The sequence below is a fragment of the Shewanella aestuarii genome (genome assembly GCF_011765625.1).
Classification (GTDB): domain Bacteria; phylum Pseudomonadota; class Gammaproteobacteria; order Enterobacterales; family Shewanellaceae; genus Shewanella; species Shewanella aestuarii_A.
On sequence record NZ_CP050313.1, the window covers coordinates 2,003,275 to 2,020,749 of the forward strand.

The following is a 17,475-nucleotide window of genomic DNA, read 5'->3' on the forward strand; positions in this document are numbered from 1 at the left end:
CCTCCATAAATTGCTTTCTCCAGCTTACTGCGTATCTTGCTATATCGCTAATTATTCACTTCGATTCTGTGCTTTTTCCCTTGCTTGTTGATATTCGCTGATAAACCCCTCAATGGGCAATAAAGTGTGCTTAGCTCTTCGATTTCGGCCAAGTAATGATGATTCAACAAACAAATCAAACCACTTACTAAGTACTTGTGCATTTAATGGTTCTGAACAAGCCTCTAAGGCTAATGAAGCAACTTCAGCAGTGCCGAGTTGAAAGTCATGACTTCCCTTACGTAATGCATAGGTGGCCAGTATTTCCGGTGAAAAAGATAAAACTGGCATCGTATGTAAATATGGACTTTTACGGTACATTTTTATTGCTTCACGCCAGCTGCCATCAAGCATCACCAACAAAGGTATTTTACCTGCGATATCGTTAATATTGACCTGTCCAACAACGGCTTGTCCTTGTTCAAGGTACTGCTGAGGAAAAACCAAGAAGGGTTGATATTTGTCATCACTAATAAGTGCCATCATATCATCATTAGGTTTGGTTCTATCCCAAATATAGGCATGGGTATCTGGGACTAAATCAGCAATCAATCGACCTGAGTTTGTTGGTTTTAAGACTTCATCGTCATACATGATCAGTAAGAAGCTAATGGATGTTTGTAAAGCTTGCCTTAAGTGACAGGTACAAAACTGCGTGCCTAGCAAACAATAATTGCAACGAATTAATTTGTTACCTCGGGCAGCAAATGGTTTTGTTGATAAGGATTTTCTGTATTGATATAACCGATGAACAGCATGTTCATTGATTGGCAAGGGCGCCATATTATTATCTCGATAGATGAAAAAAATCATCACTCATTAGAGTGATGATTTTCAAAGTACTCAATGAGCTGAATTATAAGATACGTTTGAGCAAAAAGTCTGCTTTTAATCTACGTATACGGTTCATAATTTTTTTAACAGGTTCTGGGTAAGTTCGAAGTGAATCTAACTGACTGTAATGAAATAGACGCTCGGTATGCTGCAAAATAAATTCTTCTTCTTCATTAAACTGAGCCTTCCACACACCTGAATCATCGTGAAGTAACAACCCATTCTCTAAGTCCAATGCCCATGCACGAGGGTTTAAATTTGAACCTGTAATTAGATGTTTTCTATCATCACAGCTTATCCCCTTTAAGTGATACGAGTGATGATCATGTTTCCATAAATGAATATTCAACAAACCGGATTCAATAGCCCATTGTTGACGCTTAGCAAATTTACGTAATGATTGCTCATACATGTATGGCAAGGCACCAATGGTGGAAAAATCTTTTTCAGGTGGAATATAAAAGTCATTAGCGGTTTTATCACCGACAACAATATCAATTTTCACCCCAGCTTTTAACTGCTTAGTTAATGCTCGAGATAACGCTGCTGGTGGGTTGAAGTATGGTGTACAAATAAATAATTTGTTTTTGGCAGACTCTACTAGGTCAATTACCGCTTTGTTTAATTGGTTTTTCTTTTTACCTAAGCCAACCAAAGGTGTCACCCGATTTCCGGTGCGTGTTGCTTTATACTCATACTTAGCGTGACTTAAACGATTTTTAAAACTGCGTACATCATTTTTCTCGGCAACAACTTCTGTTTCAGCTGGTTGTGTTAATGAAGTGACGGCAGGATCGCAAATAATATATTGTTGGATCATAAGTCGCATACTGTCTGCCAGCGGCGCACTTTCAATTAAATGATAGCGATCAAAACGATATTTATCAGCATGTTGCAGATAAATATTATTAATACTCGCGCCACTGAATATTACCGCATCATCAATGATGAAGCCTTTTAAATGCAATACTCCCATAAATTCGCGAGATTTGACCGGTACACCGATAATCTCAATCGGTATTTCAGCTTCTGCAATCGCTTTACGATAAAGTAAATAATTACCGCTATCGCCCTTATGGCCTATGAGCCCACGACGTGCACGATGATAATCCACTAGCACTTTTACGTCTAATTTGGGGTTTCTCGATTTCGCATCCAGTAAAGCGTACAGGATTTCTCGACCAGCCTCGTCATCTTCAAGGTATAGTGCAGCAATATAAATAGAATGGGTCGCTGTCGAAATTCTATTGATTAACGTTTGTTTAAAGTTATGGGGTGTTAACAACCAGGTAATCGAATCTGCTGCTAATGAAATTCCACCAAGCTTATCAAGCAAGGCATCCTCCTTAAATTAGTACCGAATTATTGGATTTGACATAATCAAAACGAATGTTCTAGCTGAGCTAGACATAAAATAATCGGTTTTAACCAAATACCTATCATTGTCTAATGATTACATCACCATGTTTAAATACATAGACTTCAGGTACATGCTTTTAAATTAATATTTCGCTAGTTACTGCGACTTATAAGGTAAAACTAATATATAAATAAATGAATTGTCATAGAAACTACCTATTTAGCCGCTGTTGAGCAAGATATTTCTAACTGTAAGGGGTAACAAGCTAAGGTTTTTGATGATAAATCATACAAGCTTGATAAGTTAGCAACAATTAAAGTGCAAGTTTTTATTTTATGTTAACCATTTAAATATCCATCGAAGTGGCGTAGTTTATAGAATATGTTAATTTTACTCTGCTTGATATGTTTCTAAAATTGCCTTATCGCCCTATTCTGCCATTAGTCAGCATTACATTTTTAATGTTAAGTATAAACGCATCGGCAACCATAACATTACCGTTAGCAATTACACCGGCACAAGAACAACGCTCCCCAATTACTGAATCACTCAACGCAACGGAACATAGCCTAAGTGCTGATGAACAACATATTTCTGCAATAATAAACCTTTTAGCACCACAACAATCGATAACAGCATTATCTGTTTGGGATATTGAAGACAATCGCAGTGTATATCAACATAATGATCAAATGCTGATGAACCCTGCCAGCATTCAAAAATTATTAACAGCTTTAGTCAGCGCAAAACAGTTAGGGGCTGATTTTCGTTACCAGACCCAATTATTAACGTCAGCGCCAGCCATCAATAATGCCCAGATACTAGACGCCGATGTCTATCTTAAGTTCAGCGGTGATCCTAAGTTAAGCCATAGTGAGCTAACTAATTTAGTTTCTTCACTAAAAGCCAAGGGAATAAAGCATATCTCTGGCAATGTTTATCTAATTGGACACAACAACAAATATTTACAAGCACCAGGTTGGGTGTGGGACGATTTAGGCATTTGTTACGCAGCCCCTTTATCCAGTTTTATCATTGATAAAAACTGTGTCTATGCCAGATTAAGTGCCAATGGCTATAATCAGAAAGCAACCCTTAAGGTTATGGGCAATAAACCAATTTTTGTCGAAAATAATGCTTTTTTTGTTAACCCAAGCTCAAAAGATAACAATTGTCACTTACAACTTATTAGACATGATAATAATCAGTTTACTTTAACCGGATGCCATATAGGCGCAAAATCATTGCCATTAGCTATTGCGATTAGCAATCCTGAAAGCTATGCAGTCAATGTAGTAAAAAACATTTTTGAACAGCAGCAATTAACAATCGCTGGCAGTTTTACTATCACTGAAGACCAGCTAATTGATAGAAAAATAACCTTAGTAGCAGAACATTTATCAGAACCAGTCGCACAGCTTATTGACGAAATGTTGTTAGATTCTGACAATTTGATTGCTGAAGCTTTATTAAGAACCAGTGCGGAACACTATTTTAGCCATTCGGTTAATTTTAGTCAGACAACTCAAGCTATGGTTGATATTTTGACTGATTTAGGCATTGATTTAACTAACGCTAACATTGCTGATGGCTCAGGATTATCGCGTTATAACTTGTTATCTGCACAGCAAGTTTTAGCTGTATTAAAGTTGATGGCCAACACTAAGCAATACCAATATTTATTAAGCAGCCTCCCGATTGCTGGAAAGTCGGGCACCCTCAAATACAAACGATATTACAATAAAGCCCCCTTAAAGAATAAAGTCCAAGCAAAAACGGGGAGTATGTTAGGTGTGGCAAATTTAGCTGGAGAATTTACTGCATCAAATGGTAAGCGTTACTTATTTGTATTGATTGAAAATGGCTTAAGTCCAACCATTAAAAAACATCAAAAAGCGCCTTTTTCAGCCATTGTGTTGCAAAACCTGATGGACATTCCCTTGGTTACTCAGCCAGAGGCCCAACAAACCAACATCCAATAAGAAACTGATATAATAAGTATTTAATGGGTAAGAAAAAGAAAAGCACCGCTAGACGGTGCTTTTTTGATAAGACTCTAAAGATGCTTAGAACATAGACTCAGGGACTTGCATAATACTGCTATCACCATTGTTAACTTGTGATAAGTGATAATCAGCCTTGGCTAATATTTTTTGAATATAAAATTCTGCTAAGTACTGCTTTTGATGACTAAAATCAGTATCAACATTATTAGACGATTTATCAGCCATCAATAACCAATAAAATCCATATAATGTGTAACCAAAGGCATCCAAAAAGTCTACCGCAGTTGCGTTGATTAACGCAGGTTGAGTTAACTTATTATCATTAACGAACTGTGCACTGGCTAACAATGCGTTAAAACGACTACTAACAGCGTATTTATGTTCAGCAGAAACGTTTAATGCTTCGAGCTCAGTTAAAGTCTCATCAACAAACTGTGTGAGCGTTGCTAAATTGTCGCCAGTCACTTTACGGCCTAAGAAGTCGATGGCTTGAATTCCATTTGTACCTTCATAGATTTGAGCAATACGGGTATCACGAACTAATTGCTCTATGCCCGTTTCACGGATATAACCATGGCCACCAAACACTTGCTGAGCCATAATGGTTGCATCTAAACCACGATCAGTTAAAAATGCTTTAGAAACTGGGGTTAATAAGCCAACATATTTAGCTGCTTTCGCTTGCACGTCGCCTTGTGCATACTTTGCCAAATCTAACTGCTTGCCAGTGTAAACCGAAAGCGCTCGGCCAGCTTCCGTCATGGCTCTGATGGTTAACAACATACGTCTAACATCACCATGGACAATGATTGGATCCGACTCACTACCAGGTTTTTTACCTGCTTGAACACCTTGTAAACGGTCTTTGGCATAATCACTAGCCATTTGATATGCCGCTTGAGCACTACCTAAACCTTGAATACCAATAGCTAGACGTTCGTAGTTCATCATAGTAAACATGCAAACAAGACCACGATCAGGCTCCCCTACTAAAAATCCCTTAGCACTGTCGTAATTCATCACACAGGTAGCTGACGCCTTTAGGCCCATTTTATGTTCGATAGAACCGACTGTAACGCCGTTAGCTTCACCAAGACTGCCATCACTATGGACACGAATTTTAGGCACTAAAAATAAGGAAATACCATTAGAGTCAGGTAGTTTTGCCAAAACTAAGTGGATTACGTTTTCGGTTAGGTCATGATCGCCACCAGTGATAAAAATTTTATTACCCGTTATCGCATAACTACCATCATCTAGTGGAACTGCTTTAGTGCGGATTCCACGCAGATCTGAACCTGCGTGAGGCTCTGTCATATCCATGGCACCTGACCACTCACCAGAATATAATTTGGGTAGGTAAGTTTGTTTTAGTTCTTCATTAGCATGCGCATTAATACACAATGCAGCTCCGGCAGTCAGAGAACCATACAAAGTGAATGAATTACATGCACTATAATTCATTTCATCCACTAAAATACCTAACATTTTAGGCATACCCATGCCACCAAAGGCGGCGTCACCGCACAAACCAGCCCAACCACCTTCAGAGAACTGGTTATAAACCTCTTTAAAACCGTCTGGTGTGATGACGTTATCATCTTGATGAATAACGCCTTGTTCATCGCCGCTTCTGTTTAAAGGATGAATAAGATCACGGCTGATTTTACTGGCTTCATCTAGAATGGCATTAGCAGTATCAATATCGACCATCTCAGCTAGCTCTGGCAATTGTTGCCAAGTATTTGGTGCATCAAACACATCTTCTAATAGAAATTGCATTTCCTTCAATGGAGCTTGGTATGGATTCATATTGTTCTCTTAAACAGGTAATTAAAACGGTTGTTTAAATCTAGCCAATTTGACTTACAAATACAAGCTATTTGCATAAATCAAATTAAGTGAGCAGAATTGAATTTTGGGTATAAGTGTTCAGATTTTTAAACAGTTAACTCATAAATTTAACCTAGAATCATTTAAAATTTGAACACTTGATATCAGGCCTTTGCCGCAGACTGACAAATATTGCATTGACGACTACTGAAAAATAATTAAATGACTAATACAAAGTGTCAGGGAACCAATACAAATATATTCTTATAAATCAATTTATTAATATTTAAATCTGTATTGACTAGTATTTATCTTGAAACTCAGTATCGATTTGGTCAATAAGTGACTCAATTTGCCAAACTGAAAAAGTCCGTAAATTTAAAATTTTTTATAATAAAAATGCCTCATAAGAGGCATTTTCAACGGAATAAAACTCAAGTGTTACCACATTAAATCATCTGGAATCGCATAATCTGCGTATGGATCATCTTCTTCAGTGACCTGAGCTTTTGATGCAGTATCGTTCGCATCCCAAAGATAACCGCACCATTGTGGTACCAATAAATTCACTCGTTCAGCTAATTTATGTGGCACCAAATAACTTTTTTCTTCATAACGTATGATACCTAAGGAACCATTTAACAATTGAGTTTGGATTTTGTCTGTAATGTACACAGAGTAAATTTTATTCTCTAATGTATAGTTAAATTTAATTTCAGCTTCTTTCGGTATATCAATGGCAAACTTACCAAATTCGGTAATTAACCCGCGTACTTGTCCCTTCTCTTCTGCTTGTTTGAATCTTTGTTCATTTAACTGCTTGTCTTTTATCGCTTGTTGTTTTTTCTGTTCAGCAATTTGCTGTTTGAGCGCTGCGCTACCATCATCGACTTTCGCCTTTTTATCTCGACGCTTTTGGGTTTTAACATCACGCACTTTTTGCTTACTTGCTAAACCCGCTTTTAATAATTGATCTTGTAATGCATTTGCCATTTTAAAAACCTTTATACTTTTCTAAAGCCCTTTGGTAGCAGCCAATTTACCTAATTCTGTCATAGCTGTACTGGCACCACCTAATGACCAACCGCCATCAACCGGTAACACAACACCTGTGATATAAGAAGCCATTGGTGAAGCTAAAAACAATGCCGCATTAGCAATATCTTGGCATTGTCCATTTCGTTGTAAGGGTACACTTTCGGCAACTTTGCTTTGTAAAGCTTCACTAGGTGCCAAACGATTAAAACCTTCTGTATCAGCAATCGGTCCAGGAACAATTGAGTTAATCCTAATCCCTTCTAATCCCCACTCAATAGCTAATGTTCTCGTTAACATATCAACACCAGCTTTTGCAGCACACACATGTACTTGTAGTGGCATAGCGATATAAGCTTGCGGCGCCGAGATTTGAATAATTGATGCTGTTGGACGTTTTAAAAGCGGATATGCTTGCTTTAAAACCTGAAAACTGCCAAGTAAATCGATATCAATTACGGATTTAAAGCCATTATTAGATAACTTTGCGGCACTGGCGGGAAAATTACCCGCAGCACCACTCACTAAGGTATCAATATGCCCAAAAGATTGCTCAATGATTTGAAATCCTGCTGCAAGGGCGACTTCGTCTCTAACATCAAATGTCACACCGACATGATTGCCTGAAGGATTAACGATCCTGAGTTGTTCAAGTGCTGCATTCACTTTATCAATATTGCGACTTGCCACCGCAACATTTGCACCAGCTTTAGCAAAACTGACTGCAATTTGTAAATTGATACCTGAAGTACCACCGACAACAACTACATTCTGATCTGAATAATCAAACATTGACAATCCTTTAATAAAATTAATTGGCTAACAACGATTGGTGTATTGCCGTTAGTGAAGCTAATGGATCTGCCGCCTTAGTTATTGGGCGTCCTATCACAAGATAATCTGAACCTGCCGCTATTGCTTTTGAAGGTGTCATAATACGATGCTGATCACCGACATCACTTCCAGCGGGTCTAATTCCGGGGGTAACGAGTTTAAAGTCACGACCAAATGTTGATTTTAATAAAGTTGCCTCTTGAGCTGAACACACCACACCATCTAAACCGGCTTGATGCGTAAGCTTTGCTAATCTAAGTACATGCTCGGATGCTGGCACATTAATACCTAATAATGCTAAATCCTCATCCGACATTGAAGTTAACACTGTTACTGCAATTAATAACGGCGCATCATTGCCATAGCTCTCAAGTGCTTTTTTAGCCGCTTGCATCATAGCCAATCCACCGCTTGCATGGACATTAGTCATCCAAACCCCAAGATCAGCCGCCGCACTTACCGCCTTGGCGACAGTGTTAGGAATATCATGAAACTTCAAATCAAGAAACAGCTCAAAACCTCGGTGATGAATATCTTTTACCAAAGTTGGACCAAATAAAGTGAACATTTCCTTGCCGATTTTTAATCGACACATACTTGGGTCTAATTTATCGATTAAGGTAAGTGCTTCAGCTTTGTCATTATAATCTAACGCAACGACGATGGATTTGTTAGGCATGCTTTCTCCAACAGTTTTATAGATGTGTTTATTCGCCGTCTAGGCCTTTAATGCGTTTAATACTGCCCCATTCTTTACAGGATGGGCAATGCCAATAAAGCGCATGTGCAGGAAAACCACAGGCATGACAGCGATAGCTTGGTCGATATTTAATTTGTTGCTCAACTAATTGCTCAAGCATAGATAAACTAGTTTTAGCTTTTCCATCTTCAGCTTGCTGAATATGTAACTTCATTAAGTGCTGAAACCCTTTCATCGTAGGTTGACGATAGAGCGTATCTAACATCATAGATTCAGCCTCTTCAGTATTTTTTTGTGAAAGCTTTTGTTCTGCTAATGCAATGGCAATACTCGCACCGGCACCTTCAGATAACGCACTTTGTAGTAATGTTTCAAAGCCAAGGCTATCATCAGACTCTCGATAAACTTGTTTAGCTATATTCAAACCGTCAGCGAACAAATCAATGTCTGCTGATTTTAATTCTGTTAAGGCTTGTTTGCATTCACTGATTTTACCTTGATCAAGATAAATCTTAGCCAAGGTTAACCAAGCTCTCCCGCATGTACTATTTTGTTTAATAGCGGCTTGAAGCTTTCTGATTTTTAGAGGAATATCAGCAGTTTCATCGGCAATCTGGCAGTAAAAATGTGCAATGGTATTCTTTAAGGTTTGCTGTCTTTTACGAGGAAGTTTTTTAGTAATATCAATGGCATTTTGCCATTCTTTAGTGACTTGATAAATTAAAATAAGCTGTGTTTCAGCTTCTTCAGTGTGGTCGTCTTGATTAACCAAGTTTAAAAAGATTTCTTCTGCTCGGTCATAAAATCCAGCTGCCATATAATCTTTGCCCAATTCCATCATGGCAATATCTCGCTGATCATTGGTTAAGCTTGGCCGTGCAATTAGGTTTTGATGGATACGAATGGAGCGATCAACCTCGCCCCTTTTACGAAACAATGAACCAAGAGACAAGTGTGTATCAATCGTTTCGTCGTCAACATCTAACATACTGATAAAGAGATCAACGGCTTTGTCTGATTCGTTCGACAACAAAAAGTTCAAGCCAGTAAAATAATCACGACTTAACTTTTTACTATTTTGACTATCGCGCTGAAGAATACTTCTGCGACCCATATACCAGCCATAACCTGCTGCGATAGGCAATAATAAGAACAAAATTTCAAGCATATCTATGGCGTAACACCTGTATGACTTTGCTGATCTTGATTCAATTTAGCATTTAGTTTCACTAATGACTTTTGTGCTTTTATAAGCGACATTTTCATTTTAAATAAATAATAACTAGCAAAAAGCCAACTCAATACAAAACCCGATAAAAAGACAATTGCTAAAACCACAGGTAGGCGATATTCACCTTCAGCAACAAAATAACTCACTGTCACAAGTTGCTCATTCTGAGCTCCAAAAAGGATTGCTAACAAAAATAATAATCCAACAATTAAAAACGCAAAAAATGCTTTCACACTAATCTCCATTTGCTAACATCTTATCATCTGATTATCTAAGATAATTGCATCCCTGACCAGCTTTGACTTTGATTAGATACAAAAAAGCCCCCATATGGAGGCTTTTTATTCACTAGCTAACTAATTATGCATTAATCGCGTCAACGCGTTCGCGCAGTTCTTTACCCGGCTTAAAGTGCGGAACATATTTACCATCCAATTCAACTGAAGTGCCAGTTTTAGGATTACGGCCAATACGTGGCGCACGATAATGAAGAGAGAAACTACCAAAGCCACGGATCTCAATACGTTCTCCGCTTTCTAATGTTGTCGCCATTTGCTCCAACATTTCTTTGATAGCAGCTTCTACCTCTTTCGCCGACAGTTGCGACTGCCTAGTGGCGAGTTTTTCGATAAGTTCAGATTTTGTCATCTTTGCTTTCCCTTTTTCCAAGCCAAACACAGTCGCCTAATGAGGAGCGAACTCCTCATACGACAGGCGATTTAGATTACTTACGAGCAGCTTTAAACGCTTCAGCCATTGCATTGCTGATAACTGCGTCATCTTGCTTGTTCAAAGTAGCGATCGCTTCTTTCTGCTCAGCTTCATCCTTAGCACGGATTGATAAGCTGATAGAACGGTTCTTACGATCAACACCCATGAACTTAGCTTCGATTGCATCGCCTACTGTGTAAACAGTAGATGCATCTTCAATGCGCTCTGCAGAAATGTCAGCAACACGAATATAACCTTCAACAGTGTCAGCTAGTTCAACTGTAACACCTTTAGCGTCAACAGCAGAAACTGTACCATTTACAACAGTACCTTTCTTCTTGTCTGCTAAGTAAGCATTGAATGGATCATCTTCAGTTTGCTTAACACCTAAGCTGATACGCTCACGCTCTGGATCTACAGATAGAACTACAGCGTGGATTTCGTCGCCTTTCTTGTATTCAGATACTGCGTCTTCGCCAGTACCGTTCCAAGAAATGTCAGATAAGTGAACAAGACCATCGATTCCACCGTCAAGACCGATAAAGATACCGAAGTCAGTGATTGACTTGATCTTACCAGATACTTTGTCGCCTTTGTTGAAACGAGTAGCGAAGTCATCCCATGGGTTAACTTTACACTGTTTAAGGCCTAGAGAAATACGACGACGTTCTTCATCGATATCTAATACTAACACTTCAACTTCATCACCTAAGTTAACAACTTTAGATGGGTGAATGTTCTTGTTAGTCCAATCCATTTCAGAAACGTGTACTAAACCTTCAACGCCTTCTTCGATTTCTACGAAGCAACCGTAGTCAGTTAAGTTAGTTACGCGACCAGTTAACTTAGTGTTTTCTGGGTAGCGTTTGCTGATTTCTAACCATGGATCTTCGCCAAGTTGCTTAAGACCTAATGATACGCGAGTACGCTCACGGTCATACTTAAGTACTTTAACGTTGATTTCGTCACCAACATTAACGATTTCAGATGGGTGCTTAACACGCTTCCACGCCATATCAGTGATATGTAATAGACCGTCAACACCACCTAAATCTACGAATGCACCGTAGTCAGTAAGGTTCTTAACGATACCCTTAACTGCTTGGCCTTCTTGTAGATTTTCAAGAAGTGCATCACGCTCAGCACTGCTTTCTGATTCGATAACAGCACGACGAGAAACAACAACATTGTTACGCTTCTGGTCAAGCTTGATAACTTTGAATTCTAATTCTTTGTACTCTAAGTGAGCGGTGTCGCGAACTGGGCGCACATCAACTAGAGAACCTGGTAAGAAGGCACGGATACCGTTTAATTCAACAGTGAAACCACCTTTAACTTTACCATTAATGATACCGATTACAGTTTCAGCATCTTCGTACGCTTTTTCTAGAACGATCCAAGCTTCATGACGCTTAGCTTTTTCGCGAGATAATTGAGTCTCACCAAAGCCATCTTCAACAGAGTCAAGCGCAACATCAACTTCATCGCCAACTTGAATTTCTAAAACGCCTTGTGCGTTTTTGAATTCGTCAGCATTGATTGGGCTTTCAGACTTAAGACCAGCGTCAACAAGTACCATACCGTTTTCGATGGCAACTACAGTACCACGAACGATAGAACCTGGGCGGAACTCAAGTTGTTGAAGGGATTGTTCAAATAGATCAGCAAAAGATTCAGTCATGTTTAATTTACTTAATGTAATAAACCACCATCCATCCTAGATGTGGAGTCTAGTAATATTATTCATGTCGTCCTTAACATGAATACCTACGTATAGTTTAAGCTTAAATTACTAATAAAGTTAGTAATATTTAAATTATAGCGTAATTTTTTTGTTAACGTGCTGTAACACTAAGTCAAGCACACCTTCTATTTCAATGCCACTGGTATCAATTACAAGCGCATCTTCGGCAGGGACTAAAGGCGATGCTGAACGATTAATATCACGTTCATCTCGCTCTATGATCTCAGCTAAAAGGCGGTCGATTTTAACATCGAAGCCCTTGTCCTGCAACTGATTAAAGCGTCTTTGTGCACGCTCTTCTGCAGAGGCGGTTAAGAAAATTTTTGCCGGAGCTTTTGGAAAAACCACAGTTCCCATATCACGGCCATCTGCGACCAAACCAGGCATCGCACTAAATGCACGCTGGCGACGTAATAACGCCTCTCGAACTCGCGGTAAAGCGGCTACTTTTGAAGCCGCATCCGAACATTCTTGTGAACGTATAGTGGTAGTTACGTCTTCGCCCTCTAATACAACTTTGATGGCGTTGCTATCAGTGTTTGTCAAAAATTGCACATCCAAATGTGCAGCCATTAATGTTAAGGCTTCTTCGTTTTCGAGTTCGATATCATGATGAATTGCCGCTAACGCAAGTACACGATATATCGCACCGCTATCAAGTAGATGCCAACCTAAATGCTTTGATAATAATTGGCAAATTGTCCCTTTTCCTGCACCACTTGGACCATCCACAGTCACGATTGGAGCTTGTTCAGTCATAAATTCCTCCGAAAAACACATCATCCCTGAATAAATAAAAAGGGTTTACTGAAAAATAAGCGGCGGTATTGTAAACCAAATTAGGAATAAAAACCGTGGTAATTTCAAAATAAGTATTGAAGCGTGTGGCAAACTGACAAAACAGATCAAATTGCCACACAGTGATTCACAAATGCTTACTTTCTATTAGCTAGCCTTGCAAATTGATTAAAGTAATCAGGAAATGTTTTCGATGTGCAGTCAGGATCATTAATTGTGATACCGCAGTCAGCAAATGCAACTAATGAAAAACACATTGCCATACGATGATCATTATACGTATCGATAGCAGCAGTATTAATCACCTTAGGAGGGGTAATGGTGATGTAATCATGGCCTTCTTCGACAATAGCCCCTACTTTACGTAACTCAGTGGCCATTGCGGCTAGTCGATCAGTTTCTTTAATGCGCCAGTTATAAATATTTGTCAACGATGTCGACCCTTTCGCAAATAACGCTGCGGTAGCTATTGTCATGGCAGCATCTGGAATATGATTCATATCCATTTGAATTGCAGTGAGGTTTGATTTACGCGCAATAATATAATCATCACCCCACTCGATATCAGCCCCCATTTGCTGCAATGCATCGGCAAACTTAACATCACCTTGAATACTTAACTTTCCAACGCCGGTAACTTTAACCTCGCCCCCTGAATAGCGCCTGCGGCAAGAAAATATGAAGCTGATGAGGCATCACCTTCAACTAAGACTTTTCCAGGTGATACATACTCTTGTCCTGCTCTAATTTCAAATCGGCTGTATTGATGATTAATCACTTCAACACCAAATTGCGCCATTAAAGCAATAGTAATATCGATATAGGGCTTAGATACCAATTCGCCTTTGATATGGATATTGACTGTATCTTTTGCAAGTGGAGAGACCATTAGCAAAGCGGTTAAAAACTGACTAGATAAATCACCAGCTATGTCTACATCACCACCACTTAGCCCTGTTGATTTTATAGTCAAAGGTGGAAAACCATCATTTTTAAGATAATCAACTTGAGCACCAAGTTGTCGTAAAGCATCAACAAGATCGCCAATCGGTCTTTCTTCCATTCTTGGCTCACCGGTTAAGGTAAATTCACCTTCACCTAAAGTTAATGCCGCACACAGTGGTCGCATTGCAGTCCCAGCATTTCCTAAAAATAAGGTTTGAGCATGTGTAGACGAGATTGCACCAGCCAATCCAGTCACAGTACAAGTGGTTTTGTCATCGCTTAATGAATACTTAACACCTAATTGCGTCAGAGCTGCCAACATATGACGAATATCATCTGAATCTAACAAATTGGTTAATGTTGTGGTTCCTTTAGCTAAAGTTGCTAATAATAATGCTCGGTTTGAGATACTTTTTGAACCAGGGATATTAATTTCGCCATTCATTCTGGCTATAGGGTCTAAACGCAGTTGCTTCATTCGCTTTCTTCTTAATAACAAGAGATTAAGCTAGCTTAATCTAGGTTTACAGATCACTTTTTATTGCCTGACAGCGAAAGTTGCTTTTAGCTAATTCAAGTGGAAAAAATACATTACATAAAAATTTACAAAGAACACTTTAAATCAATCTGTTAATACAAAGGTATACGTTAGTGATTGATAATTAAGTTACAAGTAAAATCGCTATTACAATGAAGGTTCAGCGATAAATTAAATAACGTGCAACTCAATTTGTAATGGACTAGCATTACAGCAGATTCCTTGGAGAGATTACAGCATTATTTTAATGTCAGTTAAAGTTTCCAACTGAAAATTTGTCAAGCTATTTTTATATTTAACTAACGCTTTAAACCACGGTATGCTAGCTCAAATATACTAAACAAAGTCTACCTACAGACAAAATATAAAAGGTAAAACACATGTTTGAAAGCCTAAGTGCCCTTCCTGCAGATCCTATTCTTGGTTTATTAACCCAATTCCGAGCTGACAATAATTCGAATAAAGTCGATTTGGGTGTTGGGGTTTATAAAGACCCACAAGGCCACACCCCAATTCTAGATTGTGTCAAAATAGCTGAACAGCGTCGCACTGACGCTGAAGATACCAAGGTTTATATCGGCCCTACAGGCTCAGCTAACTTTAATCAATTAATGACCGAATTGGCTTTTGGACATGATCACCCTGCCTTACTTGCAAATCGTATTCGAACAGTGTCTACACCAGGAGGTACCGGTGCACTGCGTGTGGCAGCTGACTTTATCAAACGCTGTAACCCCAATGCAGTTTTATGGGTAAGTGATCCGACTTGGGCAAATCATACTGGTTTGTTCGAAGCAGCTGGTATTACCGTAAAAACTTATCCTTATTATGACTACGACAGTAAAACGTTAAAGTTTCAACAAATGATAGATGCTCTTAAACAGATCTCAAAAGATGATGTTGTTTTGCTACACGCATGTTGTCATAACCCAAGCGGCATGGATTTAACCAATGACCAATGGGATGAAGTCATTAGTGTCACTGCTCATCAAGGCTTTACGCCACTTATCGATATGGCTTACCAAGGTTTTGGTGTGGGTGTTAACGAAGATGCCTATGGCGTTCGCCAAATGGCTGCAGCAGTTGAAAACATGATTTTATGCAGTTCATGTTCTAAAAACTTTGGCTTATATCGTGAACGAATTGGCGCTTGTTCAATCATAGGCAAAGATTCTGCCCAAACTGATATTGCATTTTCTGTATTGTTATATGTAATTCGTTGCATTTACTCCATGCCACCGGCTCATGGTGCAGCGATAGTTGAAACCATTTTGGCTGATGATTCGTTAAAGCAACAATGGCTCGATGAATTAACCGTAATGCGTGATCGCATCAACGGTAACCGTCAGATGTTAGTAGATAAGCTAATAGAAAATGGTGTTGATCGTGATTTCAGTTTTATTGCTAAACAAAAAGGCATGTTTTCATTCCTGGGTGTAAATCCAAATCAAGTCGAAGTACTTAAAAAAGACTTTAGTATTTACATGGTGGGTTCAAGCAGAATTAGTATCGCTGGTATTAGTGAAGCAAACGTAGATTATCTCGCAAAGTCAATTGCGAGTGTCATTTAATTAGATTTAAAAAAGCTAGGGCTGTTAACCTTATTGGGTAACAGCCCTTTATTTCAAATTAAGTATAAGCTAGCTGTTTTGCTTGGCAAACTCATTCATAAAGGCAACCAACTTTTGCACACCTTCAATAGGCATAGCATTGTAAATACTGGCACGCATACCACCAACAATACGATGCCCTTTTAGCGCGACAAGACCAGCAGCCTCGGCTTGTGCTAAAAATTTAGCATCTAAACTGTCATCAACTAACTGAAATGTTACGTTCATACGAGAGCGATTTACTTTAGCCACCCCGTTTTTGTAAAAAGGATTGCTATCGATACATGCGTACAGTAAATCCGCTTTTTGTTGATTTACTTTTTCAACCGCATCAATACCACCGATCGATTTTAACCATTCAAACACTTCCGCCGCTAAATACCAAGCATAGGTAGGCGGTGTATTAAACATTGAATCGTTATCTTTGGTGATCTTGTAATCCATAATTGATGACTGCACTAAACTAGGCAAGCTCAACATATCATCACGAACGATCACGATAGATAAACCTGATGGTCCAATATTTTTTTGTGCACCAGCATAAATTAGTCCAAAACGACTCACATCGATATTATGCGACATAATGGTTGATGATAAATCAGCAACCACTGGCCATGGACTATCAATAGAGTCAAAAACTTCAATACCATCAACGGTTTCATTAGCGCAATAATGCACATAACGATAATCGTTATCCAGTGAGTGTAAGTCTGGCAAGGTAACTTGCTGTAAACCATTTACTGTCTCAACAATATTGATTTCATCAATTTGTTGATCACCAGCGATACGTCTAGCTTCTTGTATAGCTGACCTAGACCATTGCCCTGTGGTTAAATATAAAGCACGGCCATTGTCGCCTAAAAAGTTAGTCACAACATTAGTAAATTGGCCACGACCACCGCCATGCATAAATAGTACATGGTAATTATCTGGTATGGCCATCAACTCACGTAATGTGGATTCTGCTTGTTTGGTTAGCGCGATAAATTCTTTACTACGGTGACTAATCTCCATCACCGAAACCCCAAGACCATTCCAGTCAATAAACTCACGTTGAGCTTTTTGCATTACCGCTTGTGGCAACATTGCGGGACCGGCACAGAAATTATAAATTGCGCTCACAAACAACTCCTTACAGCACTTTGATAAATGTATTCTTTGATTCAACTAATAGTAAGGATTTTATAACTTGATGAATAGCGTAAAATTGCCCGTTTTAGATGAAATTTATTCCGCAAAACAAAACGAGCGCCATTA

General features: G+C 38.8%; 14 protein-coding genes and 1 pseudogene. 2 read left to right on the forward strand and 13 right to left on the reverse strand.

Annotation, left to right across the window (positions count from 1 at the left end):
- Positions 1–51: 51 nt before the first annotated feature.
- On the reverse strand, positions 52–813 hold the full coding sequence (locus HBH39_RS09045) for a tRNA-uridine aminocarboxypropyltransferase (RefSeq protein ID WP_167680022.1): 762 nt from the start codon (positions 811–813) through the stop codon (positions 52–54).
- 82 nt (positions 814–895) lie between these two features.
- Entirely contained in the window at positions 896–2,209 is a 1,314-nt protein-coding gene (gene pssA / locus HBH39_RS09050; RefSeq protein ID WP_167677562.1) for a CDP-diacylglycerol--serine O-phosphatidyltransferase, read from the reverse strand.
- Between the two features lie 485 nt (positions 2,210–2,694).
- Between pssA and dacB the strand changes: the two genes are divergently transcribed.
- Positions 2,695–4,215, forward strand: coding sequence for a D-alanyl-D-alanine carboxypeptidase/D-alanyl-D-alanine endopeptidase (dacB, locus tag HBH39_RS09055; RefSeq protein WP_167677565.1), 1,521 nt, complete (start codon positions 2,695–2,697; stop codon positions 4,213–4,215).
- 84 nt (positions 4,216–4,299) lie between these two features.
- Here the strand turns inward: dacB and HBH39_RS09060 are convergent, their stop codons facing one another.
- From HBH39_RS09060 to aroA, 10 genes and pseudogenes are all read right to left on the reverse strand, one after another.
- Positions 4,300–6,051: an acyl-CoA dehydrogenase family protein gene (locus HBH39_RS09060; protein ID WP_167677567.1), complete on the reverse strand. Its 1,752-nt coding sequence runs from the start codon at positions 6,049–6,051 to the stop codon at positions 4,300–4,302.
- Between the two features lie 462 nt (positions 6,052–6,513).
- Entirely contained in the window at positions 6,514–7,065 is a 552-nt protein-coding gene (locus HBH39_RS09065) for a DUF2058 domain-containing protein (RefSeq protein ID WP_167677569.1), read from the reverse strand.
- A gap of 21 nt (positions 7,066–7,086) precedes the next feature.
- Positions 7,087–7,899 (reverse strand): SDR family oxidoreductase, encoded by an 813-nt coding sequence (locus HBH39_RS09070; RefSeq protein WP_167677570.1) that lies wholly within the window; start codon positions 7,897–7,899, stop codon positions 7,087–7,089.
- A 19-nt stretch (positions 7,900–7,918) separates the two neighbouring features.
- Complete coding sequence (gene pyrF / locus HBH39_RS09075) at positions 7,919–8,620, reverse strand: orotidine-5'-phosphate decarboxylase (protein ID WP_167677572.1); 702 nt, start codon at positions 8,618–8,620, stop codon at positions 7,919–7,921.
- 28 nt (positions 8,621–8,648) lie between these two features.
- A complete protein-coding gene (lapB, locus tag HBH39_RS09080; RefSeq protein ID WP_167677574.1) occupies positions 8,649–9,809 on the reverse strand; it encodes a lipopolysaccharide assembly protein LapB in 1,161 nt (386 codons plus the stop codon).
- Between the two features lie 2 nt (positions 9,810–9,811).
- Positions 9,812–10,105, reverse strand: coding sequence for a LapA family protein (locus tag HBH39_RS09085; RefSeq protein ID WP_167677576.1), 294 nt, complete (start codon positions 10,103–10,105; stop codon positions 9,812–9,814).
- A gap of 127 nt (positions 10,106–10,232) precedes the next feature.
- Positions 10,233–10,520, reverse strand: a complete 288-nt coding sequence (gene ihfB, locus HBH39_RS09090) for an integration host factor subunit beta (protein ID WP_167677578.1) — start codon at positions 10,518–10,520, stop codon at positions 10,233–10,235.
- A 76-nt stretch (positions 10,521–10,596) separates the two neighbouring features.
- Positions 10,597–12,264 carry a 30S ribosomal protein S1 gene (gene rpsA, locus HBH39_RS09095; RefSeq protein WP_167677580.1) on the reverse strand — a complete coding sequence of 556 codons (1,668 nt, stop codon included), beginning with the start codon at positions 12,262–12,264 and terminating at the stop codon, positions 10,597–10,599.
- A gap of 135 nt (positions 12,265–12,399) precedes the next feature.
- Entirely contained in the window at positions 12,400–13,086 is a 687-nt protein-coding gene (gene cmk / locus HBH39_RS09100) for a (d)CMP kinase (RefSeq protein ID WP_167677582.1), read from the reverse strand.
- Between the two features lie 176 nt (positions 13,087–13,262).
- Positions 13,263–14,548 (reverse strand): annotated as a pseudogene (aroA, locus tag HBH39_RS09105) (3-phosphoshikimate 1-carboxyvinyltransferase).
- A gap of 440 nt (positions 14,549–14,988) precedes the next feature.
- On the opposite strand from aroA, the gene HBH39_RS09110 reads away from it, so the two are divergent.
- Positions 14,989–16,179 (forward strand): amino acid aminotransferase, encoded by a 1,191-nt coding sequence (locus tag HBH39_RS09110; RefSeq protein ID WP_167677584.1) that lies wholly within the window; start codon positions 14,989–14,991, stop codon positions 16,177–16,179.
- Between the two features lie 69 nt (positions 16,180–16,248).
- On the opposite strand, the gene serC is transcribed toward HBH39_RS09110, so the two are convergent.
- Entirely contained in the window at positions 16,249–17,340 is a 1,092-nt protein-coding gene (gene serC / locus HBH39_RS09115; protein WP_167677586.1) for a 3-phosphoserine/phosphohydroxythreonine transaminase, read from the reverse strand.
- Between the last annotated feature and the right edge of the window lie 135 nt (positions 17,341–17,475).

Bases quoted from the DNA above. Each gene is read 5' to 3' on its own strand.
- dacB (WP_167677565.1), top strand. From the start codon at position 2,695: ATGTTAAGTATAAACGCATCGGCAACCATAACATTACCGTTAGCAATT.
- HBH39_RS09060 (WP_167677567.1), bottom strand. From the start codon at position 6,051: ATGAATCCATACCAAGCTCCATTGAAGGAAATGCAATTTCTATTAGAA.
- HBH39_RS09065 (WP_167677569.1), bottom strand. From the start codon at position 7,065: ATGGCAAATGCATTACAAGATCAATTATTAAAAGCGGGTTTAGCAAGT.
- HBH39_RS09070 (WP_167677570.1), bottom strand. From the start codon at position 7,899: ATGTTTGATTATTCAGATCAGAATGTAGTTGTTGTCGGTGGTACTTCA.
- pyrF (WP_167677572.1), bottom strand. From the start codon at position 8,620: ATGCCTAACAAATCCATCGTCGTTGCGTTAGATTATAATGACAAAGCT.
- lapB (WP_167677574.1), bottom strand. From the start codon at position 9,809: ATGCTTGAAATTTTGTTCTTATTATTGCCTATCGCAGCAGGTTATGGC.
- ihfB (WP_167677578.1), bottom strand. From the start codon at position 10,520: ATGACAAAATCTGAACTTATCGAAAAACTCGCCACTAGGCAGTCGCAA.
- rpsA (WP_167677580.1), bottom strand. From the start codon at position 12,264: ATGACTGAATCTTTTGCTGATCTATTTGAACAATCCCTTCAACAACTT.
- cmk (WP_167677582.1), bottom strand. From the start codon at position 13,086: ATGACTGAACAAGCTCCAATCGTGACTGTGGATGGTCCAAGTGGTGCA.
- HBH39_RS09110 (WP_167677584.1), top strand. From the start codon at position 14,989: ATGTTTGAAAGCCTAAGTGCCCTTCCTGCAGATCCTATTCTTGGTTTA.